Annotated in this window: 25 protein-coding genes and 1 pseudogene; 1 reads left to right on the top strand and 25 read right to left on the bottom strand. The window is 48.1% G+C overall.

The features are described from left to right. Window positions 1–39: 39 nt before the first annotated feature. The 10 genes from P3X63_RS10875 to P3X63_RS10920 all read right to left on the bottom strand — a co-directional run bounded on the left by P3X63_RS10875 (window position 40) and on the right by P3X63_RS10920 (window position 9,229). The gene (locus P3X63_RS10875; RefSeq protein ID WP_277692849.1) at window positions 40–1,533 is read right to left on the bottom strand and encodes a glycosyltransferase; all 1,494 of its coding nucleotides are present in this window, start codon (window positions 1,531–1,533) and stop codon (window positions 40–42) included. A 126-nt stretch (window positions 1,534–1,659) separates the two neighbouring features. After that, the gene (dacB, locus tag P3X63_RS10880) at window positions 1,660–3,138 is read right to left on the bottom strand and encodes a D-alanyl-D-alanine carboxypeptidase/D-alanyl-D-alanine endopeptidase (RefSeq protein WP_277692850.1); all 1,479 of its coding nucleotides are present in this window, start codon (window positions 3,136–3,138) and stop codon (window positions 1,660–1,662) included. Between the two features lie 61 nt (window positions 3,139–3,199). Beyond that, window positions 3,200–3,895 carry a hypothetical protein gene (locus P3X63_RS10885; RefSeq protein ID WP_277692851.1) on the bottom strand — a complete coding sequence of 232 codons (696 nt, stop codon included), beginning with the start codon at window positions 3,893–3,895 and terminating at the stop codon, window positions 3,200–3,202. Continuing rightward, complete coding sequence (locus tag P3X63_RS10890) at window positions 3,892–4,593, bottom strand: fluoroquinolone export ABC transporter permease subunit (RefSeq protein ID WP_277692921.1); 702 nt, start codon at window positions 4,591–4,593, stop codon at window positions 3,892–3,894. The genes P3X63_RS10885 and P3X63_RS10890 overlap by 4 nt, the downstream gene beginning before the upstream one ends. 5 nt (window positions 4,594–4,598) lie before the next feature. After that, window positions 4,599–5,453 (bottom strand): ABC transporter ATP-binding protein, encoded by an 855-nt coding sequence (locus P3X63_RS10895; RefSeq protein ID WP_277692852.1) that lies wholly within the window; start codon window positions 5,451–5,453, stop codon window positions 4,599–4,601. Then, a complete protein-coding gene (locus P3X63_RS10900; protein ID WP_277692853.1) occupies window positions 5,446–6,051 on the bottom strand; it encodes a TetR/AcrR family transcriptional regulator in 606 nt (201 codons plus the stop codon). The genes P3X63_RS10895 and P3X63_RS10900 overlap by 8 nt, the downstream gene beginning before the upstream one ends. A gap of 141 nt (window positions 6,052–6,192) precedes the next feature. Continuing rightward, window positions 6,193–6,750, bottom strand: a complete 558-nt coding sequence (locus P3X63_RS10905) for a hypothetical protein (RefSeq protein ID WP_277692854.1) — start codon at window positions 6,748–6,750, stop codon at window positions 6,193–6,195. Window positions 6,751–6,946: 196 nt separating this feature from the next. After that, entirely contained in the window at window positions 6,947–8,125 is a 1,179-nt protein-coding gene (locus P3X63_RS10910; protein ID WP_026587339.1) for an NAD(P)/FAD-dependent oxidoreductase, read from the bottom strand. Window positions 8,126–8,167: 42 nt separating this feature from the next. Beyond that, window positions 8,168–8,602 carry a DUF1641 domain-containing protein gene (locus P3X63_RS10915; protein WP_026587340.1) on the bottom strand — a complete coding sequence of 145 codons (435 nt, stop codon included), beginning with the start codon at window positions 8,600–8,602 and terminating at the stop codon, window positions 8,168–8,170. A gap of 396 nt (window positions 8,603–8,998) precedes the next feature. Beyond that, window positions 8,999–9,229 (bottom strand): excisionase family DNA-binding protein, encoded by a 231-nt coding sequence (locus tag P3X63_RS10920; RefSeq protein WP_026587342.1) that lies wholly within the window; start codon window positions 9,227–9,229, stop codon window positions 8,999–9,001. Window positions 9,230–9,325: 96 nt separating this feature from the next. On the opposite strand from P3X63_RS10920, the gene P3X63_RS10925 reads away from it, so the two are divergent. After that, complete coding sequence (locus P3X63_RS10925; RefSeq protein WP_026587343.1) at window positions 9,326–9,553, top strand: hypothetical protein; 228 nt, start codon at window positions 9,326–9,328, stop codon at window positions 9,551–9,553. A gap of 77 nt (window positions 9,554–9,630) precedes the next feature. Here the strand turns inward: P3X63_RS10925 and P3X63_RS10930 are convergent, their stop codons facing one another. From P3X63_RS10930 to P3X63_RS11000, 15 genes and pseudogenes are all read right to left on the bottom strand, one after another. Further along, window positions 9,631–11,583, bottom strand: coding sequence for an AMP-binding protein (locus P3X63_RS10930; RefSeq protein ID WP_277692855.1), 1,953 nt, complete (start codon window positions 11,581–11,583; stop codon window positions 9,631–9,633). Between the two features lie 27 nt (window positions 11,584–11,610). Continuing rightward, complete coding sequence (locus tag P3X63_RS10935; protein ID WP_035428114.1) at window positions 11,611–13,155, bottom strand: acyl-CoA carboxylase subunit beta; 1,545 nt, start codon at window positions 13,153–13,155, stop codon at window positions 11,611–11,613. Between the two features lies 1 nt (window position 13,156). Next, on the bottom strand, window positions 13,157–13,939 hold the full coding sequence (locus P3X63_RS10940) for an enoyl-CoA hydratase (protein WP_026587346.1): 783 nt from the start codon (window positions 13,937–13,939) through the stop codon (window positions 13,157–13,159). A 16-nt stretch (window positions 13,940–13,955) separates the two neighbouring features. Further along, on the bottom strand, window positions 13,956–14,867 hold the full coding sequence (locus tag P3X63_RS10945; protein WP_277692856.1) for a hydroxymethylglutaryl-CoA lyase: 912 nt from the start codon (window positions 14,865–14,867) through the stop codon (window positions 13,956–13,958). 17 nt (window positions 14,868–14,884) lie between these two features. Next, window positions 14,885–15,103: pseudogene (locus tag P3X63_RS10950) on the bottom strand (acetyl-CoA carboxylase biotin carboxyl carrier protein subunit); the annotation flags it as partial. A 13-nt stretch (window positions 15,104–15,116) separates the two neighbouring features. Continuing rightward, entirely contained in the window at window positions 15,117–16,451 is a 1,335-nt protein-coding gene (locus P3X63_RS10955; RefSeq protein WP_026587349.1) for an acetyl-CoA carboxylase biotin carboxylase subunit, read from the bottom strand. 43 nt (window positions 16,452–16,494) lie between these two features. Then, window positions 16,495–18,132 (bottom strand): AMP-binding protein, encoded by a 1,638-nt coding sequence (locus P3X63_RS10960; protein WP_277692857.1) that lies wholly within the window; start codon window positions 18,130–18,132, stop codon window positions 16,495–16,497. Window positions 18,133–18,163: 31 nt separating this feature from the next. Then, complete coding sequence (locus P3X63_RS10965; protein ID WP_277692858.1) at window positions 18,164–19,324, bottom strand: acyl-CoA dehydrogenase family protein; 1,161 nt, start codon at window positions 19,322–19,324, stop codon at window positions 18,164–18,166. A 357-nt stretch (window positions 19,325–19,681) separates the two neighbouring features. After that, entirely contained in the window at window positions 19,682–20,953 is a 1,272-nt protein-coding gene (locus tag P3X63_RS10970) for a glutamate-5-semialdehyde dehydrogenase (protein WP_026587352.1), read from the bottom strand. A 26-nt stretch (window positions 20,954–20,979) separates the two neighbouring features. Then, window positions 20,980–22,101: a glutamate 5-kinase gene (proB, locus tag P3X63_RS10975; protein ID WP_026587353.1), complete on the bottom strand. Its 1,122-nt coding sequence runs from the start codon at window positions 22,099–22,101 to the stop codon at window positions 20,980–20,982. A 40-nt stretch (window positions 22,102–22,141) separates the two neighbouring features. After that, entirely contained in the window at window positions 22,142–22,993 is an 852-nt protein-coding gene (gene proC / locus P3X63_RS10980; RefSeq protein WP_026587354.1) for a pyrroline-5-carboxylate reductase, read from the bottom strand. Between the two features lie 329 nt (window positions 22,994–23,322). Next, window positions 23,323–24,000, bottom strand: a complete 678-nt coding sequence (locus P3X63_RS10985; RefSeq protein WP_026587356.1) for a DUF421 domain-containing protein — start codon at window positions 23,998–24,000, stop codon at window positions 23,323–23,325. 141 nt (window positions 24,001–24,141) lie between these two features. Then, entirely contained in the window at window positions 24,142–24,735 is a 594-nt protein-coding gene (gene cysC, locus P3X63_RS10990; protein WP_277692859.1) for an adenylyl-sulfate kinase, read from the bottom strand. Continuing rightward, complete coding sequence (sat, locus tag P3X63_RS10995) at window positions 24,732–25,895, bottom strand: sulfate adenylyltransferase (protein WP_026587358.1); 1,164 nt, start codon at window positions 25,893–25,895, stop codon at window positions 24,732–24,734. The genes cysC and sat overlap by 4 nt, the downstream gene beginning before the upstream one ends. Further along, entirely contained in the window at window positions 25,858–26,997 is a 1,140-nt protein-coding gene (locus tag P3X63_RS11000) for a sulfate permease (RefSeq protein ID WP_026587359.1), read from the bottom strand. Before P3X63_RS11000 ends, sat begins: the two co-directional genes overlap by 38 nt. Window position 26,998 lies beyond the last annotated feature (1 nt).

Below are 26,998 nucleotides of genomic sequence, written 5' to 3' on the forward strand. Positions count from 1 at the left end.
CGGTGGCTGAATGACCGGCTTATTTGTGTGAGGCGAGCCTTATCGGCATCCGACAGAGATCGTTTGGTTGCCGAACGATTCAAGCGTACTTTTCAATACATAGCTGCCGGCGGGGAGATGGTGAAACTCATAAACTCCTTCCGGCTCGACTGCCTTTGTTTGCAGCAGAACACCTGACAGGTCATAGACATGAATGTAATGCTGCCGCTCCCTGAGCTGGCTTTTCAAGTCCGTCGGGATTTCTCCTGATAGAATAAAACCGGGTTGATCGGTTATGCCCGGGTCAATTTGCTTTAGGATCTCCACATCAGGCTCTGTTCCGGATGAAGGTTCAAGGGAGGCAGGCTGTCCGACTTGGCACTTTAGGTACAGCCTTTCCATCGATGCCATGTGGACGCTGATATCCCAATATTTCATGGCTTTTTCTCGCGCCCGTCTTCCCAATTGTGAGCGGAAGGCGTCATCGTCCAGCAAATGCCGCAGCTTTTCCGCAAGTGCATCACTGTTGCCTGTGGGAACGAGCAATCCGTCAGCGCCGTCTTTGATGATTTCTTTTATGCCGCCTGCTTCTGCGGCCAGGATCGGTTTTGCGGAAAATTGGCCTTCCAGGATCACAAGCGGAAAAGTATCATGCAGTGAAGGCAAAACAATGATATCGCTGCCGTTCATTAAGTGAGGTATGTCATGCCGTTTTCCGAGAAAGGAAATGGCTGCCCCGATGTCGAGCTGTTCGGCTGTACGCTGCAAAGCTTCCAATTCCGGCCCCTCCCCCGCCAGCAGGCAGTGAAAATCCTTCCGTTCTCGGCTGAGTTTGGAAAGGGCTTCAATCAGGTAGCGGTGCCCTTTTACCGGTACCAGCCGGGCCGGGCAGAGGATGGTTTTTTTGCCTTCATCTCGGCTTTTTTTCGCCGGATTTTCATTTTCGATAAAGGGTTCCTTGACGATGCCGTATGGAATGACTTGAATTTTGGACGGGGTGACACCGATTTGGATCAGCTGTTTTTTCAGCCACTGGCAGGGAACGGCAACAATGTCGCCTGACATCGCCCCCAGGCATTCTTCCATTTTCATATACTGCTGTTCACGTTCCGTTTTATTGTAAAATTCACCGGTTACTTTTGCCTCGTGATATTTAAAATTATGAAGCGATACGATCAGCGGAATATGCGGGGGCTTGGAACGGGCCATCGCTCTGGCCGTCATAAAATCGTGACAGTGGATGACATCGTAGCCGCTCATGTCAAACTGCTTAATAGCTTGTTCCAGGCTGTAGCGCTCCATTTCCCTCCAATAGATCCACAGCGGATATTTTGCTGTGTAGGATGTTTGAAAGCGGCGGATGAGCTCGCGTTTCATGCTGTGTTTATCTGCTGACTGCTGATCTGCGATTTGAATGTTCAGCCAGCTTTTATCATGTGACATAAGATCGACGGTGTGTCCTTTTTCTTCTAAGCTTTTTCGAAGTGTATCAATATAGGTGGATGGGCCGTTTGTGTGTGGAGAATACCGATAATAAGCAAGCAATATTTTCATATGTTTCCCCCTATCTGTCGTTAAACTTATCGGAACCCACTCCCATAGCATTATATGGCCGAAAGCGAAAAAAGTACGCGATAAACACCGAAAACACCCATTGCCCGATTGGGAAATGGGTGTTGTTTATGAAGCGGCTAATATTTCGGCGATCCTGTCTTCGATCTCTTGCCCTTTTTCATCATCCAGCAGCTGGTTTAAAAGGATGGAGAAGATCAATGTGTCTCCGCTTTTGGTGTCGATATAGCCCGATAATGAGCTCACAGTTGAAAGCGATCCTGTTTTGGCTCTGACTTTGCCTTTGACCGAAGGGTTTGTCAATCGGTTCCGAAGCGTTCCGCCGACCATTCTGTCGCTTGCCCCGCTTACGGGCAGTGAACGGATGTAAGAGGAAAACCATTCTTCATGTTGGACGGAATACAAAAGCTTGGTGATCTGATGAGCGGAAAGGAGATTGATATGAGAAATTCCCGAACCGTCTCTAAGCAGCAATGCATCTGTATCAACACCAAGCGCTTCAAGCTCTGTTCTCATCACTTCAAGTCCCTTTTCCCAGCTGCCTTCTTTTTTCACCGTTCTCCCCATTTCCTTGACCAATGTTTCGGCATGGCCGTTGTTGCTCAGCTTCATAAAAGGGATCATCAGTTCTGACAGCGGCATGGATTGATGAATCGTCATGAGCTCCGCATTCTTCGGTGTTTCACCGATTTTTGCGTCTCCGAGGATGTGAATGCCTTGGCGGTGAAGCGCCTTTTTAAATAAATCGAGCGCATAACGGGAAGTCTCCCAAACAGCAACCCATTGCCTGACTTTTGATGCTCCCTGCGGAATGGTTCCTTGAATATGGATCGTGTTTGTACCGTGGTCCCTTTTCACTTCGATGTCCTTCTTTTTGCCCTCGGGGACAGTTTTGGCATGATTGACGACGTTGACAACGTTTGTCTTGGGGGAAACGGCCACCGCTGGTTTTTTTCCGGCTTTGCTGCCCGGGGTCACCTCGAGAATGACTGTGCCTGCATCATAATCTTCGTTTGGCGAGGCTGTTAAAGCAGACACCTGGGCGCCGTAATACTGATCTTCATCGCTCCAGGCCAGGTCGCTGGAATAGCGGACATCATCATACCAGGTGTCATCTCCGACAAGGTGTCCGCGAATTGAAGTGATCCCTTTTTTGCGAATGTTTTCAGCCATCTCCTCAAAGTCTTTTGTTAACAATGTCGGATCACCTTTTCCTTTTAGATACAGGTTTCCTTTCAGTGTTTTGCCGCGCTGAACGCCGTCTGTCAAAACCTCTGTCTTGAAGGAATAGTCTTCACCAAGCACAGAGAGCGCGGCCGCCGCTGTTAAAAGCTTCAAATTGGAAGCAGGTCTGAGGCGAATATCCCCCATGTGGCCGTAGAGGATTTTGCCGGTGGACAGAGATCTGACACTGATCCCTGCGAGGGCGCCTTGTAAATCCGGGTCCTGTTCTAACAGCCGGTCAATGGCATGCTGGATTCCGCCGCCATCTTCTGCGGCAATGACGGCCGGTTCTTCCCCGCGAATGTTTAAACCCGGCGCCAATATCATCACGATGCATAAGACAAGTTTTACATATGTTTTCATCCTTGTTCCCGCCTCCCATTCTGTTTAATACTTTATTGCAAAAACGGGCGGGATATACGATTTAATGATCTGTTTTCAATATAAACCTTCGATATAAGCCACACAGCATCAATAAATGAAAAACGATTCCCAATCCGCCGAACAAGAAAACATGCGACCCGGCGAGATAGGTTTTGGCTGTCCAATAAGTCGGTGTGATGATCCCGAAAAACTGCCATGGTTCTGGAATGAAAAAGACGAACGCTGGTGTAAATGCCATAAGGCTGAACCCTTTCATCAAAGCCAATCCTTCGACTTTATTGGAAGCATAAGCCGCCAAAAGCAGCGTATACAGCGGAGCTTCGAGTGTGATCATCGAAAGCGCGAAAAAGAGATGAAGCGGGTGTCCGCCCTCCCACAACAAGAGAATCATGCCATAGCAGAGGGTCACTAACATCGGGAAGGCAAGCCGGATCATTAAATAACCGCGCTTTGAAAGCGGTGTGACGGCAAAATACTGGATTAGATTGTCGTCGCGTTCATCCAGCAGGATAAATCCTGACATGATGCCGAGAATCAGCGGAATCAAGAGCATGGCAAAGCTTATGACCAGCCGGTGGTATACAGCGGCATCCACTCCCGTCATTTTCGCCCCCACCGGTTCGCCGAAACGTATGACGATGATCAACAGCAGCGGCGCCAGTCCATAAAAAGCAAGCATTGAGTCGCGGCAAATCTGTTTCATATCTCCGCGGATCAGCTGGATGATTTTCATCATCGCTTCTCACCTCCGCCAAGCTTGAATGTGATGAACGTTCTCACAGAATGCCGCGTCCATAAAAAGGCGACACCATTCCAAAGCAACAGGAGGAACAAACAGTAGGCCAGCTCCCATTTGCCGAGCGGGTGAAATGCGGCTTCTAAAAGCAGCAAAGACGCTTTTGACGGCAGAAGGTAAAAAAGCGGACTCTTCCATAACCCGACTGTCTCAAACAATGGGAGAATGAACACCAGTGTGCAGAGAGTGGACAAAAAGAAAAATCCATTCAATGTCACACACCGGACAGCCAATCCCAAACCGATCTGTGTGAAAAAAAATGATGTTAAAAGAACGCCTGACAAAAACAACACGGCGTTTGTGCCGAAACCAAAAACACTGCTGTGGATCAAATAGCTTGATACAAGCGACAATAAGGACAGCGATGCCGTTTTCGACAGGATATATTCCTCAGGTCTCAGCGGTGTCACAAACAGACTGTCCAAAATGTTTTGCCCTTTTTCCAATAAAACGAGACCGCCGATGAAGAAAAAGCCCAATACACTCGGATCAGAAAAAGTCAGTACGACATTGACCGATTCCTGATGCCCCTTCGGAAGAAATTGCAGGAACACGATGTATGCCGCGCTGATCAGCAAGTAAGCATAATAAAATCCGTGCTTCGCCTGCAGCTTGACATCATGCCGAAAGGCGGACATAAGCCTCACTTTAAACGCCTCCCCGTCACATCAATAAAAATATCTTCAAGCGAAGCTTCCTGTGAATGAATCGTCTCGACCGGATGGCTTTGGATCAAGTTCAAAAACTGTGAATTGTCCCCGATTTGATCGAGTTCAAAATGGGCGGTCTGCAGTTGTTCCCGCCTGTGGTACTCGACTTTGACCAGCCGTTTCCCTTTTTGGACTTTCAGAGTGCGCGGGGAATCAATCAGCGCTACTCTTCCGTCTACGATAAACGCCACACGGTCGCAGATTTCTTCAGCGACATTCATATGGTGCGTCGTGATCAGAATCGTCTTCCCTTCCGCTTTTTTCATCAGGATCAGATTTTTGAGTTGCTTGGCGTGAACGGGATCAAGCCCTGAAGTCGGTTCGTCTAAAAACAAAAGTTCCGGCTTATTGAGGAGCGCCCTGCAAAAGTTAAGTCTCATTTTCATGCCTTTTGAGAAATCGGATACCTTCCTCCTGCCGTCATTTTGAAGGCCGGTCATTTTGAGCAGAGCCTCAAGATCTTCTGTTTCAGAAGCATAAAGGGAACGAAAAAGGCTGAGATTTTCCAGCGCCGTCAATCGATTATAGAAATTGGGAAATTCAAAGGCGACGCCGATTTTTTCGTAAAACGAGCTGCTGGCGCGGTGAAGTTCCTCCCCCATGACACTGACGCGCCCGTCATATCGTTTTAAAATGCCGATCAGTATTTTTTGTATCGTGCTTTTTCCGGCGCCGGACGGTCCGAGAAATCCGAAAATTTCACCCTTCCGGATCGAAAAGTCGATGTCTTTCAAGACTGGTTTTGTTTGTCCGGGGTATGTGAAACAAAGCCCGCTGACTTCAATCACGCTGTTCTGCCCCCTTGCCTGAAAGTCCCTGTCCGATTAATTCGATGAATAAGTCTATCGTTTCCTCGTAATGTTCTGCTCCGATCGTTCTTTTTTGAAAGGATAAAAGAACAAGGGAACGGATCAGGCTGATGATCGTTTCCGGCTTTTTTCTGATGAGCCAGCCGTTTTCCTGGGCGTTGATGATCAACGGTTTAAAAAAATCTTCATCACTTGTGAAATGCTCCTTCAGCTTCTCTTCCGGAAGCTTGCGGAAGAGAGCTTCCATTAATTCTTCATCATACATTTGCCGAATGTATGGATTGTCTTCCAATAGTGCGAGCGCTTCCCGCAAGAACTGTGCAAATGTCTGCCCCGTTTTCGCGAAAGACGCTTCAATTTTAGAGCGAAGCTTTCGTTCCTCCTCCTGCAAAATCTCAAAATACAGCTCCTCTTTTGAGGCGAAAAATAAATAGAACGACCCTTGGGCGATGCCCGCAGCTTTTGTCAAATCACTGACGCTCGTTTTTTTCAGCCCCCATTGTGCAAACTGCTCTCTTCCGGCTTGTAACAGCTTTAAACGGATGGTTTCTTTTTCTTTTTCGCTAAACTTCGGCATCGTGCTCTCTCCTTATTTTAAAAACATATGAATATTTTTATTTTATATTCATAATAATGCGCTTTTTCTTTTCATGTGTCAATTCCTTTTTATTGCAAAAGGAAGTGGGAGCTGAATAGTCGGGGAGCGCATGTTCCAGCGCTATGAAAGGGAATTTCGTCCGTCATGGTCAACTGCAAATGCAAAAATGACTTTAAAGATATATAAGGACAAAAGGATCGTGAGAATGTTCGGAAGCAAATTTGAAAATAAAAGGAGCAGACAAATGCCGGACATCGCAAAAAATGCCCCTGTGATCCTTTGTCTTGGATGTCTTGTTAAAGCATTGATAAACAACGCTGATATGACGGTGTAGCCCCATGCAGAAAAGCAGATCCGCATATATGGAGCAAATAACCATCCAAGAACGATCGGCTGGATATGAATCAAAATAAATACGAGCCGGGCTTTCGCATTTTCTTTGTAATAGCGGTTTGTGGAAGAAGAAAAATTGGCGATCACTCCGCCTGTGATATCAATGGTTAATGCCGCCAGCAGCAAGCTTTGCCATATGTGAAAATGCTGCCACCCTGAATATGAAGCAGCTAAAAGAAGCGAGGACATCCCCATGGCAAACAAAAGTGTTAAACATAACTCAGATACAGCAATTTTCTTGCCGAATAATTCATGAAGAGGAGCAGGTACTTTCAGCATTTTCATGTGTTTTACCTCCTAGTTCTTATTCTTTCGGTACATGTCTATGTTGCCTGAAAAAAATCATCAAGGCCTTCCCGTCAGTGAAATCTGTGCGGCATTTTTTGTGTCATAGTTTTCACAACATTTTCATTTACCCGTCAAATTTGAAGCGAAAAAAGCGCCACTTATAGTTTAAACTATAAGTAGCGCTTCCTTTACATTAATAAGCTAAGCTGAACAGACCTTTAATATGGCTCAGGTAACGGACATTGCTCGCTTCTTTCATCAATGAAGCAGGCAGGCCTTTAAGAGACGTGCTGTTTGCGCCGATCACGGCAACCGCGTCTTTGCGGCCAAGGCTTGCAAGCGTCCCTGAGTTTACAGGGCTGAATGTTTCCATTGATTTGTTTTCTAAGTATGCATATAAGTTGTAGCCGATCAGCTCGCCCATTTGCCAAGCGATTTGCGCTGTCGGAGGGTATGGACGGCCATCCGGACCAAAGACAACGGCACTGTCTCCTGCAACAAATACATCTTCGTGGGATGTAGATTGAAGGAAGTCGTTGACAGTCGCGCGTCCGCGGTTGACTTCAAGTCCTGATTCGCCGATAAGCGGATTACCTTGAACACCGCCGGTCCAGACGAATGTGTTTGTGACGATTTTTTGACCGTCTTTCAAATCAACGACGTTTCCTTCCACATTTGTGACAGGAAGACCTGTTAAAAATTCAACGCCGCGTTTTTCAAGGCTTTTTGTTGCGCGTTCGATCAGCTCGTCAGGAAGCACAGGCAGGATTTTCGGACCGGCTTCGACTAATTTCAGCTTGATTTCTTTAGGATCTACACCGTAGCTTTTGGCAAGGTTCGGCATGATGTCAGCCAGTTCGCCGACAAGTTCAACACCGGTCAGTCCGCCGCCGCCGATTAAGATTGTCGCATCAGCTTCATTTTTTGTTTTGGCGTATTCCGCCACTCGTTCTTCAACATGCTTGAAGATTTTGTTCGCATCGTTTGCGGATTTCAGCACCATGCTGTTTTCTTCAAGTCCAGGGATGCCGAAGTAGGCTGTGACAGATCCAAGACCGACAACAAGCGCATCATACGTTAAAGTTGAGCCGTCAGAAAGGGCGACTTCTTTTTTGTCGACTGAGAAAGAATTGACTTTCGCGATTTTAAGATCGATGTCTTTTCCTTTGAAAAGCTTTGTAAGCGGCATGGCGATCGCTTGTTCAGAAACGTTGCCCGCTGCCAGGCGATGCAGTTCTGTGATGATTTGGTGTGTTGGGTATTGGTTAACCACTGTAACTGTTGCTTCTTCTTTACTGTAATGTTTGCGTACTGTTAAAGCGGACAGTAATCCGCCGTAACCAGCGCCTAAAATGACAATATGTTTTGACATCGTAAATCCTCCGTCCTTATTCTAAATATATTCTGAAGGTTGTTATTTTTGTTTTTCGCGTTCTGACATGATTTGCAGATAGCTTTGAGCAAAGCGGAACAGCTTCTGCGCCTGCGGATCCTTGAGCATTCTCAGAAGACCGAACAGGCCGATGACTTCGTTGCTTTCCTCAGCGCGGTCTTTTGCTTCAATGGCCGTCGACGCGATTTCTTTCGCCGTTTCTTTCACAGGCTCCAAAATTTCTGTAATGGCACCTACAGTGTCGCTTTTCAACACTTCATCAGTTGCCACGGATTGGGCGAAATCGTAAGACTTCGTCAAAATGTTGACCAGTTCTGTCAGCTTTGGAAGCTGGTCGACCAGGACAGTCAAAGATTCCTGCACTTCAGGTTTTAACAGTTGATCAATAAGATCGCGTTGGCTTTGACTTACAGATTCGTTTGTTTGATCATTCGTTTGATCGATTGTTTCCGGCATAACCAATTCTCCTTTACAATAAGCGATGTGCTGTTTTTTGATGGAAGCCCTTCCAATTACAGTTTGTGAATTTATGCACAAACAAGTCCAGAAAAAAGCGCTCCCCGGTGTGTTTGTTTTGCGTTTTCAGCGGTGTCCTTTTGAAGCACAAACCAAAAACTTGCAATCTAAAACACAATGTATATTTTACTATTAAATGATAACATTTTTTGAACAAAAAATGAACGCGATTGTGTCGGAAATGAAAGAAAAACATAGAAAACTTGATCTGAAAGGGTTGTTTCATTCCTTTCATTTCCTATATTGTGTCTTCGTGATCCAATTCCCCTCCCCTGAGACAAAAGATGCACAAATGAAGATGCTGAAAAAACCTTTGTTTACATAATATATTTATTATCAATCTTCATCTTTTACATCCGGGTCCTCCGGAAGCGGTTCGTTTAAAATCGCCTCAACCATTTCCTTATACTTTTCCATCTGCTCCAAATGTGTATGAAATTGTTCTTTATTCAGCAAATATTGCTGTCCGTCATGGATCGCCCGGATTTTCCTTTGTCTGACGAGCTGTTCGATATATGATTCTGGAAGTGATAAATATTCTGCGGTCTCTTTTATCGTTAAGTACATTTTTGGATCCCTTTCGTCCCGATTTTAGGCGAACGCTGCCATTTTACAGATCATAAGATAAGGTATATCAGTTTAGATGATGGAGGCACATTCACGATGTATTCAAAATGGAATTCTGAAGCGCCCTATCCGCCTGCTGCCTCACAAATCCCGCCGGGTCAGCCATCTGCCCAACAGATGACAGAAAGGTTAAAACATCTGGAGGATCAAATGGGGATGCTGATTAAGCTGATGGAAAGCAACAACCAGCTCCTGCGCTCAATTGAGGAACAGCAAAACCGTGTATGTACGTCCGGCGGCGGTTCGGTTATTGTCCGAATGTAAGTCAGCGACCCGCTTATCTCAAAATAAAGAAGAAGGCCATCACCCTTCTTCTTTATTTTTGCGCCTCCATCAGTATACTATAGAAGTTTTCGCTCCGAAAGCCGGGCGATTTCATCGTAAACTTCGGGGTTTTCCAAGGCGGACAAATCTCCCGAAGGCTCGTTTAAATAGGCGGCACGTATCAGTCTTCTCATTACTTTTGCATTTCTCGTCTTTGGCAGTCCGCTGACGAAATGAACATCTTTCGGCTTGACCGCTTTTCCGATCGCGCGGCATGCGAGCTCCAGCAAGTCTTCCTTCAATGTCTCAGAAGGCGGCTCTGTTTTCGCGGGAACGGCAAAGCATACAACAGCCTGCCCTTTCATATCATCGGGAACGCCGATAACTCCGGCTTCCGCGATGGCGGGATGCGCCACCAAAACCGATTCGATCTCCGCGGGACCGATTCTTTTGCCGGCGACATTGATGACGTCATCCGACCGTCCGCTGATCGTCCAGAACCCTTCCTCATCTTTTTTCGCCCAGTCGCCGTGCACCCAAACATCTTTCCAGCGGCTCCAGTATGTTTGTTCATACCTGTCCGCCTCCTTCCAAAAACCGTTCGTCATGCCGACCCACGGTTTTGTCAAGACAAGCTCTCCGACCTCGTTTGTGACCTCTGCCCCTACTTCATTGAAGACATTGGCGGCCATTCCCGGTAAAGGCGAGTTGAAAGCTGCCGGCGCTATCGGCCGAAGGAGCACGTTGCCCAAAATGCCGCCGGCAATTTCCGTTCCTCCCGAATAGTTGAAAATGGGCACCTTCTCTTTTCCAACGTGGCGGAACAGCCACATCCACGGTTCTTCATTCCACGGCTCGCCTGTTGAGCCGATCACTTTCAGGCTGGAAAGATCGCACGTTTGCAGAAACCCCTCCCCATGCTGCATCAACGAACGAATGAGCGTCGGAGAGATGCCGAGATGTGTGACCCCGTGGCGGCTGACAAGCTTCCAGATCCGGTCCGGCTCCGGGTGATCAGGCGCCCCGTCATACAGCAAAATGGCCGCTCCATTGATCAAGCCGCCAAATATTAAAAACGGCCCCATCATCCAGCCCATGTCTGTATACCAAAAAAAGGTGTCTCCTTGTTTTACATCCATGCCAAATCCGGCATCAAACGCAGCTTTAAGCGGAAAACCGGCGTGGGTATGAACCGCTCCCTTCGGCTGTCCGGTCGTCCCCGAGGTATAAAGGAGCATAAGCGGATCAGAGCTTGCCATCTCTTCGGTGTTTTCAAGCGGTTCGTGCTTCATCAGATCATCCCAGGCTATATCCCTTGCTTTGTTTATGTTTGGATTTGAACCGTGAAGGCGGCAGACGACGACTTTTTCGACAGATGGCGAGCGGTTTGCGGCCTCGTCCGCCTCTTTTTTCATCGGGACGGCTTTTCCCCTTCTGTGAAACGCGTCTGCGGTAACAAGCACTTTTGCTCCGGCGGCTCGCAACCTTGAGGAGACAGCATGCGCCCCATAGCCTGAAAAGATCGGCGAAAAAACCGCTCCGATTTTGGCGGCCGCAAGCATGGCGATGACGGTTTCGGGGATCATCGGCATGTAGATCGCTATCACTTCGCCTTTTTGAACCCCCAGCGCTTTAAAGCCCGCTGCCGCACAGGATATGCTGTGATGCAAGGAAGAAAATGAGATTTGCTTCGTTTTTCCGTCTTCACTTTCCCAAATGAGCGCTGCAGCGTCCGCCGTTTCTGTTTGGACAGACCATTTTTCCACGGAATTACAAACGGCATTTAAGCGGCCGCCGGCAAACCATGTCGGCCATTTGATGCCGTGATCTGTGTTTAATGCCGCACTGTATCGCTTGTACCAGCTGATACCGAGGGCTTTTTCAGCTTCTTCCCAAAACCAGGCGATATCGTCTATCGAGGCTTTCAAAAAGTCGCCATAATCGCTAAAGCCGAGCCCTTTCATCCATTGATACAGCCTGGTCGTTTTGACGAATTCAGGATCCGGCCGCCAAACCGCTTGTTCAGTCATGCATTTTCTCCTTTCCATTTTTTGATATCAGACAGGATAGACAGGATGCTTCCGTTCGGTAAATGTCATGTATTTTGTCATGTAGGCCTTAAAGCGTTTCGTCAGCTCCGTCCGGAGAGAATCGGCCGGAATGATGCCGTCGACGATCATTTCCGAAGCAAGCCGGTAAATATCGATGTCTTGTTGATACTCTTCGCGTTTTTTGGCGATAAATGCTGCCCGTTCTTCTTTGGGAAGCTCTGCGATTTTCTTGGCGTAAACGGCGTTGACCGCAGCCTCAGGCCCCATCACGGCGATTTGCGCCGTCGGCAGCGCCAGGCAGCAGTCAGGTTCAAAAGCCGGTCCGGCCATCGCATACAATCCGGCGCCGTACGCTTTTCTGACGATGACGGATATTTTCGGCACGGTTGCTTCGGCCATCGCCGAAATCATTTTGGCTCCGTGTCTGATGATACCTGCCCGCTCGACTTTCGTTCCGATCATAAATCCCGGTATGTCGGCTAAAAAAAGCAAAGGAATGTTATAGGCATCGCATAAGTGAATGAATTTTGCAGCTTTATCTGCGGAATCGTGGAAAAGGACCCCTCCTTTCACACGCGGCTGGTTGGCGATGATGCCGACAGGCTGTCCGTCCAGCCGCGCCAGCCCTGTGATGAGTTCGGGAGCGAACAATTTTTTGATTTCAAAAAAAGAATCCTCATCAATGATCCGGCTGATCAGATCCATCATTTGAAAAGGGGCGTTTTGATTTTGCGGAATGATCTCCTCCAGTGATTGATCAAACGTTTGTGCCGGCCTTGGGTGAGCGGCGGGCGCTTTTTCTCTGTAGTTGGCCGGAAAATAGGACAGATAGCTGCGGGCTGACAGGATCGCTTCCTCTTCCGTTGCAGCGAGGATGTCTCCGCAGCCGGATACAGAGCAGTGCATCTTGGCTCCGCCCATTTCTTCCAGGGTGACCTTTTCACCGATGACCATCTCCGCCATCCGCGGTGAGCCTAAATACATCGATGCGTTTCCTTCAACCATTATGACGATGTCGCAGAAAGCCGGAATATAGGCGCCGCCGGCCGCTGAAGGGCCGAACAAAAGACAGACCTGCGGAATGCGCCCGGATAATTTGACCTGGTTGTAAAAAATCCGTCCCGCCCCCCTTCTTCCCGGAAACATGTCAACCTGATCGGTAATCCTTGCACCGGCCGAGTCGACCAGGTAAAAAAGAGGACAATTTAATTTTTCGGCTGTTTCCTGAATGCGGATGATTTTTTCAACGGTTCTCGCTCCCCATGAACCGGCCTTTACGGTTGAATCATTGGCCATCACGCAAACGGTTTGTCCGCCGATTTTGCCGATCCCTGTGACCACCCCGTCCGCCGGAAGCTCCTCAGCCATGCAATTGGCAAAAAAAGCATCTTCCAGGTCGAGGTCGTCGTCCAAGAGGAGCTTCAGTCGATCTCTGACAAACCATTTCCCTTTCTTTTCGTTTGCATCATGATATTTTTGCGCCCCGCCAGTTTTGATCTGTCGGATGCGTTCATTTAGTTCTTTTTCGGCTGCCAACGGCTGTCCCTCCATTCTATTCTCCTGTATAACGAGGCTTTCGTTTTTCTGAAAAAGCCTTCAGCCCTTCTGTTCGATCCTTCGTCGGAATCGTCAGTTCATATGCCTTTTGTTCAATGGAAAGTCCTGTTTCGATGTCTGTCTCAAGCCCTTTATTGATGGCGAACTTCGCCTGCCGGACGGCAATCGGACCGTTTGCGGCGATGGTCAAGGCGATGTCTTCCGCTTTCTCTTTTAGCTCTGATAAAGGAACGACATGTTCGACAAGACCGATGTCCTTGGCTGTCTGTGCGTTAATACGACAGCCGGTGTAGATCATTTCCTTCGCTTTGCCGCGACCGATTAAGCGCGGCAGCCGCTGCGTCCCCCCTGCACCCGGGATAATTGCCAGCGTTGTTTCAGGAAGGCCGAGTTCGATGTGGCTGGCTGCGATTCTGATATCGCACGCCAAGGCAAATTCAAGCCCGCCGCCCAAAGTGCTGCCGTTCAGGGCGGCGATGACCGGCTGCGGCAGCCGATCCGTTTCACGGAACACGTTTTGGATCAAAGACACGGCCTGTTTCGCTTCCAAGCGGCTCATTTGGGCCCTTTCCTTTAAATCGGCGCCGGCACAAAATGCTCTGTCGCCTTTTCCAGTGATGATGACACAGCGGATGTCCGGATTGGATTGAATATCGCGGAGAGCATTCTTTAGCTCATCAAGGAGCGCAAGCGATAAAGCGTTTCTGGCCTGCGGCCTGTTCAGTGTGAGAACCGCGACTGATTGTTGCTGGATGGAAAATTGGAGATTCGGTTCCACCGGTCTCCCTCCTTTTTTATGAAAAGCAGTCCAATGATTTGGCTGTCTGTAAATTTCGGCTTGGCAGCTGCCTGCCTGCTTTGTCTTCGATCCATTTGGCAGCCAAAAGAAGCTTCCCGAGATCGACCCCGGTTTCGATTCCCATTTGCGCGCACATATAAATCAGATCATCTGTTGCGGCATTGCCCGATGCCCCCGGTGCGTACGGGCAGCCGCCCAACCCGCCGCAGGCTCCGTCAAAGGTGGTGATCCCCATGTCCATGGCCGCGATCATGTTGGCGAGGGCCATCCCTCTCGTATCATGAAAATGGAGTGCGATGTTTTCTTTCGGAAAACGTTTCAGCAGGGCTTCGAGCACAATCTGCACCTGAACGGGATTGGCGGCGCCGATCGTATCCCCGAGGGAAAGCTCATCGATCTCCATTTCAAACAGCGCCTCAGTGATGCGGATGATCTGCTCTAAAGGCACGCTGTTTTCACAAGGGCAGCCAAATACAGTGGATAGATAGGCTCTTGTGGTGAGTTTGGCTTTAATGGCTTCTCTTGTGACATCTTTTAAAATGGGAAGCGTTTCACTGATCGATTTGTTGATGTTTTTCATGTTGTGTGTTTCACTTGCCGACATAAATACGGCAGCTTCATCAATTTTTCCTGCAAGCGCCCGCTCCAGCCCTTTTTGGTTGGGGACGAGCGCGGCATAGGTGACGCCCGGCTTCCGGCTGATGCCCTTGGCAACGTCAAGGGCGTCCGAAAGCGCCGGAATCCATTTAGGGTGAACGAATGATGTGATTTCAATATAGGAAAGTCCTGTCTCAGAGAGCATGTTGATCCAGGCGATTTTTTCGCCTGTCGTGAGTACGGTTTTCTCATTTTGCAGACCGTCGCGCGGTCCGACTTCCTTGATGCTGATTGTTTTTGGAACGTTCATTTGTTTTCCTCCAGACGCTATTGAAGCTCTAACAATACTTCACCTTCATCTGCAAAATCACCCTCGCTTTTTTTGACCGCTTTGACGACCCCGTCCGTTTCCGATAAAATCGGAATTTCCATTTTCATCGATTCCAAAATTGCGACTTCTTGGCCTTTTTCGACTCTGTCTCCTGTTTTCACGAGAATTTTCCATACGTTTCCCGCCATATTGGTGACAACAGTACTCATGGCAAGCCTCCTTGTTTTTTTATTTCATCTGGCTGATAAAATCGGTTGGGACTCCCCCCTTTTGAAATGCTTCTGAACGTACGATGTCTTGAAGAAGCGGAATGTTCGTTTTGATTCCCTCAACATGATATTGTGCGAGCGCTTCGGTTAAGAGGGTGATCGCTTCGCTTCTGTCCTTCCCTTTGACAATCATTTTGGCAATCATCGGATCGTAAAACGGGGTGATGTTCATATTGGCTGATACGGCGCATTCATGCCGAATGCTTGGATGCTGCGGCAGCTTGAGATCAGTGATCCGTCCCGGTGACGGGAAAAAGGTTTTCGGGTCTTCAGCGCATATCCTGACTTCAATCGCATGACCGTCCCGCTTGATATCTTTTTGGGAAAAAGCGAGTGACTTGCCTGAAGCTACAGCTAGCTGTTCTTGTACAATGTCCAGCCCGGTAATTTCTTCTGTGACAGGATGTTCGACTTGCAGGCGGGTGTTCATCTCGAGAAAATAGAAACGGTTCTCTTGATCGACTAAAAACTCGATTGTCCCCGCATTGGTGTAGCCGATTGACAGGGCGGCTTTGACGGCGGCATCGCCGAGTTTTTTTCTCATTGTTTCATTCAAGAGCGGGGCCGGGGCTTCTTCGATGATTTTTTGCTGCCGCCTTTGAATTGAGCAGTCGCGCTCCCAGAGGTAGACGGCGTTCCCATGCTCGTCTGCTAAAAGCTGGATTTCGATATGTCGGGCCCGTTCAATGCATTTTTCCATATACATGGCTCCGTCTCCAAAAAAATCGGCAGCGCGTTTTTGGTTGCCTTCATATGCCTTTTTTAATTCATATTCGTCTGCGATGCGCTGCATGCCAATGCCTCCTCCACCGAGAGAAGCCTTGAGCATCACAGGATAACCGATGGATGACGCGACAGAGAGCGCTTCCTCTAGTCCTGACAGGCGTTTGGATACACCGGGAACAACGGGGATTGATGCGTTTTCCATTGCTTTTCTCGCTGCGATTTTGCTCCCCATTTTGGCGATCACGTCGGGTGATGGGCCGATAAAAGCGATGTTTTCCTCCTTGCATCTTTCAGCAAAGCGGCTGTTCTCCGAAAGCAGGCCGTAACCGGGATGGATCGCGTCGGCTTCCGCTTGTTTGGCGGTATCAATGATTTTTTCGATATTTAAATAGCTTTCATTGACCCGCGGCTTTCCGATCGGCCATGCTTCATCAGCCGCCTTGACATGCAGGGACTCCGCATCGGCTTCAGAATACACAGCAATGGTTTGAATGCCGAGCCGTTTGCATGTTCGAATAATCCGAAGGGCGATTTCCCCGCGGTTGGCAATCAGCAGTTTTTTATACAAGTAAGCTCCCCCTTCCATGTTAGTCGCACGCAGAAAATACCAATTACAATTTGAAATATTCGGATGCCATTTCCCTTAATTTGAATTTTTGCACCTTTCCTGACGCCGTCATTGGAAAGTCATCTACAAAAGCGATATAACGCGGAATTTTATAGCGCGCAATTTTCCCTTGGCAATACGCCTTGAGCTCATCTGCTGTTAAAGATTCTCCGCTTTTCAGCTTGACCCAGGCCGATACCTCTTCGCCGTAGGTCTCACTGGGGACGCCGACGACCTGTACATCCAAAATGCCGGGGTGCTGATACAAAAATTCTTCAATTTCCCGCGGATAAATGTTTTCTCCGCCTCTGATCACCATGTCCTTGAGTCTCCCGGTAATCCGGCAGTAGCCGTCTTCGTCCATGACGGCCAAATCGCCTGTATGCAGAAAACCGTCTACATCAATGACCGCCTTTGTTGCCTCCGGATTTTGATAATAGCCTTTCATGACATGATAGCCGCGTGTGCAAAGCTCGCCTTGTCTGCCTCTTTCCACTTCCCGGTTTGTACCGGGCTCGGTGATTTTCACTTCAATATTCGGAAGGGCGCGTCCGACGGTTTCAACCCTTCTTCTCAAGGAATCATTGACCCTTGTCTGGGTGATCACCGGTGAAGCCTCGGTCTGTCCGTAGGCGATCGTAATTTCTGTGATTCCCATTTTTTCAATAACCGCTTTCATCACCTCAATCGGACAGTTTGATCCAGCCATGATGCCCGTTCTTAAAGAAGACAGGTTGTAGGATTGGAAATGTTCATCATTCAATTCAGCGATAAACATGGTGGGCACTCCGTGAAGTGCGGTGCATTTTTCTTGTTCAACAGCCTGAAGGACCTTGGCCGGGCTGAATTCCTGGATCGGAACCATTGTCGCGCCGGCGGTGACGCACGCCAGGTTTCCTAGTACACATCCAAAGCAGTGAAAAAATGGTACGGGAATACACATGCGGTCTTCGGCCGTTAAATTCATACATTCGGCAATATTGGCTGCATTGTTGATGAGGTTGTAGTGCGTGAGCATGACGCCTTTTGGGAATCCTGTTGTGCCTGATGTATACTGCATATTGATCACATCATGTTCATCCAGGCTCTCCATTCTTTCATCAAGTTCTTTTTCACTCACAGAGCCGGCCTGAGCCAAAAGATCCTCCCAGGTGAACATGCCGGGGTGCCGGCTTGTTCCAAGTACAATGATATTTTTTAAGAAAGGCAGTCTGTCAGAAGTCAAACTGCCGGGTTCGGCATCTTTTAATTCAGGGAGCAAGTCATATAAGATATCAATATAGGAAGTGCCCTTGTAAGACTCCATTAAAATGAGAGTCGATGAATCCGATTGCGCCAAAGCAAATTCGAGCTCTGAAGACTGGTAGTTTGTATTGATTGTGACGAGCACGGCGCCGGTTTTTGCGGCTGCAAACTGCGCTGTAAGCCATTCCGGTGTATTGGAAGCCCAGATGGCTACGTGTTCCCCCTTTTGAATACCGAGTTTTATCAATCCTTTTGCCGCTTTTCTGCATAGCTGATCAAATTGCCGATACGAATAACGGAGGCCGCGGTCGCAATAGATGACGGCTTCGTGATCAGGCGCGCTTTTTGCCGTTTGCTCCAACAGTTTTCCAATCGTCACATGGACTGGCTCTGCCAATCGTTGGTCTCCCCTTTCTTGGTAAGCGTTTTCATTTTAGCGCCTGTTTTCCCATGCCAAGCTGTCTGGCGATGACGAGCCGCTGAATCTCTGACGTACCTTCACCGATTTCCATCAGCTTCGCATCGCGGAGCATCCGTTCAACTCCATACTCTCTCATATACCCGTATCCTCCGTGAATTTGAATCGCCTGGTTGCATGATCTGACGGCCATTTCCGAAGCAAACAGCTTGGCGAATGCGGCTTCCTTTGTAAACGGCCGGGCTTGATCTTTCAGCCAGGCAGCTTTCAAGACCATATTGCGGGCCAGTTCAATTTCCAGCGCCATATCAGCCAGTTTGAATTGAGTCACTTGAAAAGATGAAAGCGGCCGGCCAAATTGCCTCCGCTCGTTGGCATAGGCCAATGAAGCGTCAAAGGCGCCTTGAGCAATTCCAACGGCTAGCGCAGCAATCGAAATCCGGCCGCCGTCTAATGTGTTGAGAAATTGTTTGAACCCTTTTTCAGGGCTGCCCAAAAGGTTTGTTTTCGGTACGCGGACGTTGTCCAATATCACCTGTGATGTATTGGAGCCGCGGACACCCATTTTGTCATACTCGCTTTTAATGGTGAGCCCTTCTGCATCGGTCGGAACAATGATCGCCGATATAATATTTTTTCCGCTGCTGTCTTTTCCGGTGACAGCGGTGACAATGATGGTGCGGGCGTAGCCGGCATTTGTAATCCAGCATTTTTCCCCGTTGATGACATAAAAATCCCCGTCCGTCAGGGCCTTTGTTTGAGTTCCTCCTGCGTCAGAACCCGCATTGGGTTCAGTTAATCCGAATGCGCCAAGCGCTTCCCCTGTCGCGAGGGGAACAAGATGTTCCTTTTTTTGTTCTTCTGTGCCGAAATAATAAATCGGGGAGGCGCCGAGCGATACGGCAGCGGCGTAGCTCAGTCCCGTGCTGCCACAGGCTCTGCCGACTTCTTCAACAGCAAGCGCATAAGAAATCGTATCACCGCCCGAGCCGCCGTAGTTTTCAGGAAAGGGAATGCCTAAAAGCCCAAGCTTCCCCATTTTTTTGAATGTGTCAATTGGAAATTCGCCCGTTTTGTCAACATGTTCTGCGTACGGAGCAATCTCGTGCTTTGCAAAGTCCCTGGCAAGTTCGCGTATCATCTGCTGTTCTCTTGTCAGTTCAAAATCCACTGGATGACCCCCTTTTTTGTGGTGATATGGATCGTCAATGTTGAAGCAGAAAAACTTTCTAACATTATATTAAAAAAATCCGCCCTTCATGCTATGAGGATGGATGGCGTTTGAAGTATGAAAAAAACCTGCCGATTCCGGCAGGTTTCAGCGTGACGACAAACCCTCGCATTCATTGTCAGGCCTGCTAAATCAGTGCTCACGAATCCATCGGTTAAGTCCATGGACGTGCTGTCCAAACACCGACATCATCACATTCTGTGAAAAGTCGCTCCGATGCTCTGCTTTCCTAGACTGCAAGGGTTAGGTTGAAAAAATCCTAAAACTTTAAACCGTTTTAGGATTTTTTCAGTCGTTTTATATTCTGATGTGGCCGTCGCCTTTCATGATAAATTTGCAAGTGGTCAGTTCTTTCAGTCCCATCGGTCCGCGCGCATGAAGCTTTTGCGTAGAAATGCCGATTTCCGCTCCGAAGCCGAGCGCCCCTCCGTCTGTAAATCTGGTGGAGGCGTTATGGTAAAGGGCCGCTGCGTCAACAGTGTTGAGAAAGGCTTCGGCCGTTTCCGGATTCTCCGTAACAATTGCTTCCGAGTGCTTCGTTCCGTATGTTTCGATATGGTCGCAGGCTTCTTCAACACTGCTAACGACTTTAACAGCGATGTCAAGACTTAAATATTCATTCCGCCAGTCGGATTCATCCGCTGGTTTCGCACCGGGAATGTGCCGGAGCGCCTTTTCGTCTCCATGGACTTGAATGTCATGGGCATCTAACGCGGTCTTGAGCGCCTCGCTGTTTTCTTGAAGCCATTGTTCGTGGACAAGCAATGTCTCAAGCGCGTTGCAGACAGCAGGGCGATCCGTTTTTGCATTGATCATGATGCGGAGCGCTTTTTTCGTATCGGCGTCCTTGTCGATATACAGATGGCAGTTGCCGACACCGGTTTCCAATACAGGGACGGTCGCATTTTCTACGACCTCTTGAATAAGAGCGCCCCCTCCCCGAGGAATTAATACATCGATATGTTCTTTCATCTTAAACAGCTCTTTTGTGGCGCTGCGGTCTGTGCTCTCGATAAATTGAACGGCATCCTGCGGAATGGCTGTGTCCGCCAATGCGTCGTGCATGCAAGAGACGATCGCTTTATTGGAGTGTATCGCCGATGATCCGCCTTTTAAAACAACGGCATTTCCGGATTTAAGAGCAAGTCCGGCTGCATCGACTGTCACATTCGGCCTCGCTTCATAAATCATGCCGATGACGCCGAGCGGAACGCGGACTTTCTCTGCTTTTAACCCGTTGTCGAGCGTCCAGCTTGATAGCGTTTCACCGACCGGATCTTCCAGACGGGCGACATCTTTAAGACCTTTCGCGAAATCGAGCACCCTGTCTTCATTAAGGGAGAGGCGGTCAATGTATGCCGCCTCATAGCCTTTGCTGCGTCCGGCCTCTATATCCTTTTCATTTTCATCGAGAATATATTGCATGTTTGTCACTAAATGCTCCGCCAATGTGAAGAGCGCTTCGTTCTTTTCTTTTTCCGTTGTCAGCCTTAATTGTTTTGCCGCCTTTTTTGCTTTTATCGCTTTTTCCTCAATACGTGCCGGGATGCTCTCTCTGGTCGCTGTCATATCAATTCCTCCTTCTGATTCATTTTTTAAAGCGGGACGGATAGCTCTAAATGACAGACAAACGCTTCTCTGTCAACGACAGCCTGTGAGGAAGCCGGTGTTTCCTGATTCGCATCCTTCTTCCATTTACGAAGCTGTGATGAAGAAAAGTTGACGACACCGAGGCCGATTTCTTCACCTTCCTGGTCAAGGATTCGAACGACGGATCCGTTGCTGAAGCGTCCGTTGATTTCGTAAATACTAGAAGGATACAGGCTTTTTTTACGGTCGATAATAAACTCTTTGCTTTCATTGCTGACGATAATGTCCCCTTCCGGTCCAGAGTTGAAAGCTATCCATTGTTTTTTATGATTGAGGGTCTGTGAATCTTCGTTCGGTTCAAAATACGTTCCCCTCGCAGTCCCATTGATGGCTTCCTGCAAAATATCGGGGTTGTCGGCCCGGCCTAAAAACCCTTTGATGCCTGAAGCCATTGTAATTTTAAAGGCGTCAAGCTTAGACTTCATACCGCCTGTGCCGACATCGCTTCCGGCATCCCCTGCTGAGGCTTCAATTTCCGGTGTGATTTCATTCACTTCTGTCACGAGTCTGGCGTCCGGATCATGTTTCGGGTTGGCGTCGTACAGGCCGTCAATATCAGAGAGAATGGTCAAAAGATCGGCGTCAACGAGCCCCGCCACTTTTGCCGACAGTGTATCATTGTCACCGAATTTGAGCCGGTTGACAGTGACGGTGTCGTTTTCATTGATGATCGGGATGATTCCCCGTTCCAGCAGGACGTTCATCGTGTTTCTGACATTGTTGTACCGTTTTTCATCTGAAAAATCGCTTCTTGTGATCAAAATTTGTGAGCCAATGTAGCCGTGTGATAAAAAAAGCTTGGAATACGACTCGATCAATAATCCTTGACCGACTGAAGCAGATGCCTGTTTTTCCGGTAACGTATCCGGCCGGCTGATGAAGCCGAGCTTTCGGTATCCCGCCGCAACAGCGCCTGATGAGACGAGGAGAACCTCATGCCCTTCATCTTTGAGGCGGACGATCTGCTCAACCAGCTTTTCGAGCTTTTTGCTGCTGATTTCTCCGTGAAGACTTGTTAGCGAGCTGCTTCCTACTTTGACAACTACCCTCTTTTGATTAGAGGTCATTTTATCACTCCTGTGGTATTTTTCCTTATGTTTAGACGTTTTATCTTGCTGCGACTAATTGTTTGAGTTCCTGACTGATGGTTTTTGACCGTTTTGCGGCATGTTTGACCGCCTGCTCGATCGCTTCCCCTCCGCCGTTTTCTTCCAAAGCTTTTAAGCCGGCGGCAGTCGTTCCGTTAGGAGAGGTGATGTTGTCTTTGAGAACAGCTGTGTCTTCAGGGCTTTCCAATAGCATTCTGGCGGCGCCCATGAGTGTCTGTGCACCGATTTCCCTCGTTAATTTTTGGCTTAGTCCGGCTTCGGCTCCCGCTTTTTCAATGTGCTCCATTAAAAAGTAAAAGTATGCAGGTCCGCTTCCGGCAATACCTGTGAAAATGTCCATTTTGCTTTCTTCGATCGTGTAGACTTCTCCCATGCACCGCAGCAGTTGTTTTGCGGTTTTGAAGTGATCGGATTCGACGCTCTTTCCTTCAGACATCGCGGTCGCTGAAGCTCCGATCGCACTCGAAGTGTTAGGCATGATTCTGATGACGGGCTGTTTGTCGTGCAGCGCGTTTTCGATAAAAGAGATTGATATGCCAGCAAGAACTGACAGTATGAGTTGATGAGGTTTGATATGCGGTTTTAAGGATACAAGAGCAGCTTCAGCGTCTTTTGGTTTCATCGCCAGGATGAAGCAATCGATTTTCTGATAGTCGAGGTCTTCCTTTCTGACACCTTGTATCCCGTATTTTTGTTGGAGTTCTTCTAAACGCTTGTGGTTCGCGCGGTTTGTTACATAGATTTGACTGGCGGGCAGTTTTTTAGACTGGACGATGCCTGAAATCATCCCTTCTGCCATGGAACCTGCCCCGATAAAAGCTACGTTTTTTTGATTAAAGATCTTTAACATCTCCCTTTGTTCGCATTTCTGTTCGTATTTTTTTGAACACGGTTAGTATATTAACACTTTAGATATTTATGTCAAGTTTGCGTGTTTTGACTGGACGGTGTCGAGCCTGTGAAAAATGGAGATTTTTGCAGAAAATTTACATAATAAAGGGAAAGTCAATGAGCTGACAAAAGGGGATTTGATTTTGCTGTGTATCATTTGTCGTTGTGATCCGTTTGAAGGGAAGAATTGCCCTTCTTTCCGCCTGGTATAAAAGTACGAATTCCAAATCATCAATAGCGGTCAAAAAAGGCGAGGACCCGAAACTTGTCGAGCCCTCGTTTTCATCGTCAATATTTGGTGATATAAAGCTGTCCTTCATCACCCCGCCATTCCGCGTACAGAACCTCAGTGTATTGTTTGATGTTTTGGCTTAATAATTGATTTTGCAGCCAAAGTTCATCGAATCCGGCTTCATGGAGGTTATCCTTTTCCAGCTGTCCGTCAAGGATTAATGGGAAAGGAAGCTGAACCTGTTTATTGGGAATGTTTAAATCCTGGTTTGTCGGCGTTCCGTATTGGTGTTTGGGAAGAACGCTGAGCGTGCCGTCTGTTTCCAATATCGCATAATCGACTTCGTTTAAGGAAAAACACCCTTTTTCACGCGCTAACGTTTGCAGCTGGTTTAAATCAAGCTTGTTTTTTTTCAGTGTGTTGTAGTCGATTTTCCCTTTATTAATGACAAGGCTTGGCCTTCCTTCCAGAAACCCTCTGATGCCTTGAACTTTTTGTGATAAAATTTCGATTGAATAAATGAGAATGCCCCAAACGATGATGGCAAAAAGGATTTTCCAGATGGTAACGTCCTCATCAAAAATTGCGTTTCCGACCATTTCCCCCAAAATTAAAGCGGAAATAAAGTCAAACGGAGTGATTTGTGCGAATTGGGTTTTCCCTAATATTTTCGTCATGAGAAATAATGCTGCAAATCCGATCAACAGTTCAATTGTCAAGTGTAAATACTCCATCAAGGTTCCCTCCCGAGGCTCTCTCTTCATTGTTAACATTCGGGATGCACTTTAAACCAGCGGAATTTTTTTCAGGAAGGCGATAAAAGAAAAAGGCCGATCTGCTGTATGTTCACCAGACAAGCCTTTCATTTTAAATGCTTAAATCCATTCTTTTTCTTGCAAATAAGCGATGACCATATCTGCTGCTTCATCCGCTCCGCAGCGATTTGTATCGATGATCAGCTCCGGATCTGCGGGAGATTCATAAGGGGCGTCGATCCCGGTGAAATCCCGGATCTCCCCCTTCCTTGCTTTTCGATAAAGCCCTTTTGGATCACGCTGTTCACAAATAGAAACCGGACAGCTGATATAAATTTCGATAAATTCGCTTTCAGGAAAAAGCTTTCTGATTTGGTCGCGGTCTTTGCGATACGGAGAGACGAATGCCGTGAGGACGATTTGGCCGCTGTCAACGAAAAGTTTTGCCACCTCACCGATTCTTCTTAAATTTTCAGTCCGATCTTCCTTGCTGAACCCCAGACCTTTGTTCAAACCGTGCCGGACATTATCTCCATCCAGCACATAGCTCCTGATGTTTCTTTGATGGAGCCTTCTGTCGACTTTGTTGGCAAGCGTCGATTTTCCCGAACCGGGCAGCCCTGTGAACCAAAGCACACCGCTTTTATGCTGATTGAGGCGCTGCCTGTCGGCTTTGGTGACAGACGGCTGATGCCAGACGATATTTTGCGTCATATATTCGGGCTCACCTCTTTTTCAGTTTGTTTGGACATACCCCTGATTAATATTTCACTGACTTCAGGACGGGTAAATTCCTGCGGAGGTTTTTGGCCGCTTCTCAACATTTCCCTTACCTTTGTGCCTGATAAGTGGACATGGTCTTCCTTGTCGTGCGGACATGTTTTGAGAGAGCCCATGTTTCCGCATGTTTTGCAATAAAAACAATGCTCGAAAAACAGAGGCGTAATACCGATTTCATCCTCAGTAAATCGGCTGAAAATATGCTGTGCGTCATAGGTGCCGTAGAAGCTGCCGACCCCAGCATGATCGCGGCCTACAATGAAGTGTGTGCATCCGTAGTTTTTGCGGACGAGCGCATGAAAAATCGCCTCTCTGGGCCCCGCATAGCGCATCGCTGCCGGAAATACGGCTAAACAGACGCGCTCCTTCGGATAATAGCTTTTTAAAAGAGCCTGATAGCTTTCCATTCTGACATCAGCCGGAATGTCATCAGACTTTGTCTCGCCGACGAGCGGATGCAGGAGCAGGCCGTCAACGATTTCCAAAGCCGATTTTTGAATGTATTCATGTGCGCGGTGCACCGGATTCCGCGTCTGAAAACCGACAACCGTTTTCCAGCCGCGCTTTTGAAAGTGCTCCCTTGTCTCTTTCGGATCAAGATAAAAGCTTCCGAATGTTTGGCGCTCAGGGCGGCGGATCATCTTGACCGGACCGGCCATATAGACGTTCGGCCGCTGAAACAATTTTTTTACGCCCGGATGACGAAGATCGGCCGTTCCGTAAACATGGACGGCTTCCTTCAGTTTATCGGCGAAAAACAGATCGGTAACCGTCAACACACCGTAGACCGTCTTGTCTTTGACCAGTTTGACAGAATCGCCGATATTGATGCGGCTGAGCGTATCTTTTGCGACAGGAAGCGTGATCGGAATGCTCCAAGGGAGCCCGTTTGCTAGGCGCATCTCCTCAACGACGGACTGATAATCCCGTTCGTTTAAAAAACCGGTTAACGGGCTGTATCCGCCGGTTGCAATCAGCTCCAAATCGCTCAGCGCCATATCATCCAGTTCGACTTCGTGCCGGGCTGTATCCGCGAGATGCACACCGTCAAACCTGTCAACTAAAATCCCTCCATGCGGCTGGTTCCCTTTCATGATTTCTCCCTCCAACGATCGATTTAAAATGGTCCCTTTTTTGATCACCCTTGCGCTTTGATTTGCCGGCCTGTTTCATCAGGCTGACAGAGCCGAGGGTTGCCAGAAATACACACAAGACAACAGCAACTGAGTACAAATCAAATTCAAGAAAGGTCTTGACGAGACTATAGGATATAACAAGAGAAAAAACAGGAGAAACAACCCACACTTTCATAAGTTTCACAATGACGCTTTTGCGGAAGATCGCTTTCCCCTTTTCAGACAATCCGATACCGATAATGCTGCATGTCGTGATCTGTGTTTGCGGAATGGGAATACCGAGGAGTGATGCACCGATGACCAATGAAGCCCCAAGCCCTGAAACGGCCGATCCTTGAAGCAGGGACAATTCTGTAATTTTTTTGCCGTTAGTTTCAATGACTCTGCTTCCAAGGCAAATCGCCCCCATTGCCACAAACAGGCCGCCTAAAAACGTGCCGCTTTCAACCGATAACAGCCCGGCTCCGACCAGTGGGCCGACTGAATTGGCGACATTGTTCATGCCTGCGGAAAACGCCTCTAAAAACCCAGTTAAAATCACGAGCACGACAAGAATGCGCGACCATTTTTTCCGCCTCAGCCGTTTCAGCTTTTGTTCCCCCCTTTTCATCACCAGTCCAATGATGAAAGCGAGAAAAAAAGCAGCGATCGGAACGAGCAGCCAATACATCACAATCAATAGCAATTGATCTGTAAAAACGGCATGAAAGGCGATACCGACACCGACGATCGATCCGACCGTGACTTCGCTTGTCGACAGCGGAATCCCCGTCATATTTGCGATAAAAAGTGAAATCGCCGATGCTCCGAGGATGATTACGACGATATTCACATTGAGAATGGACGAAGGGATAATCCCTGAACCGATTGTTTTGACGACTTCCCCGCCCCCTATCATGGCCCCGAGAAACACGCCGATGCCGCTGATCCATAAAGCAATCCGCCTTTTTTTGACAGCCCCTGAGCCGTAGGCGATGCCCATTGCCGCCGCAGCCCCGCTTGCTCCGATGTTCATGGCAAAAAATAAAGCGATGATAAATGCTAAAACTGTAATTGTCATC

The sequence above is a fragment of the Bacillus sp. HSf4 genome (assembly GCF_029537375.1).
Classification (GTDB): domain Bacteria; phylum Bacillota; class Bacilli; order Bacillales; family Bacillaceae; genus Bacillus; species Bacillus sonorensis_A.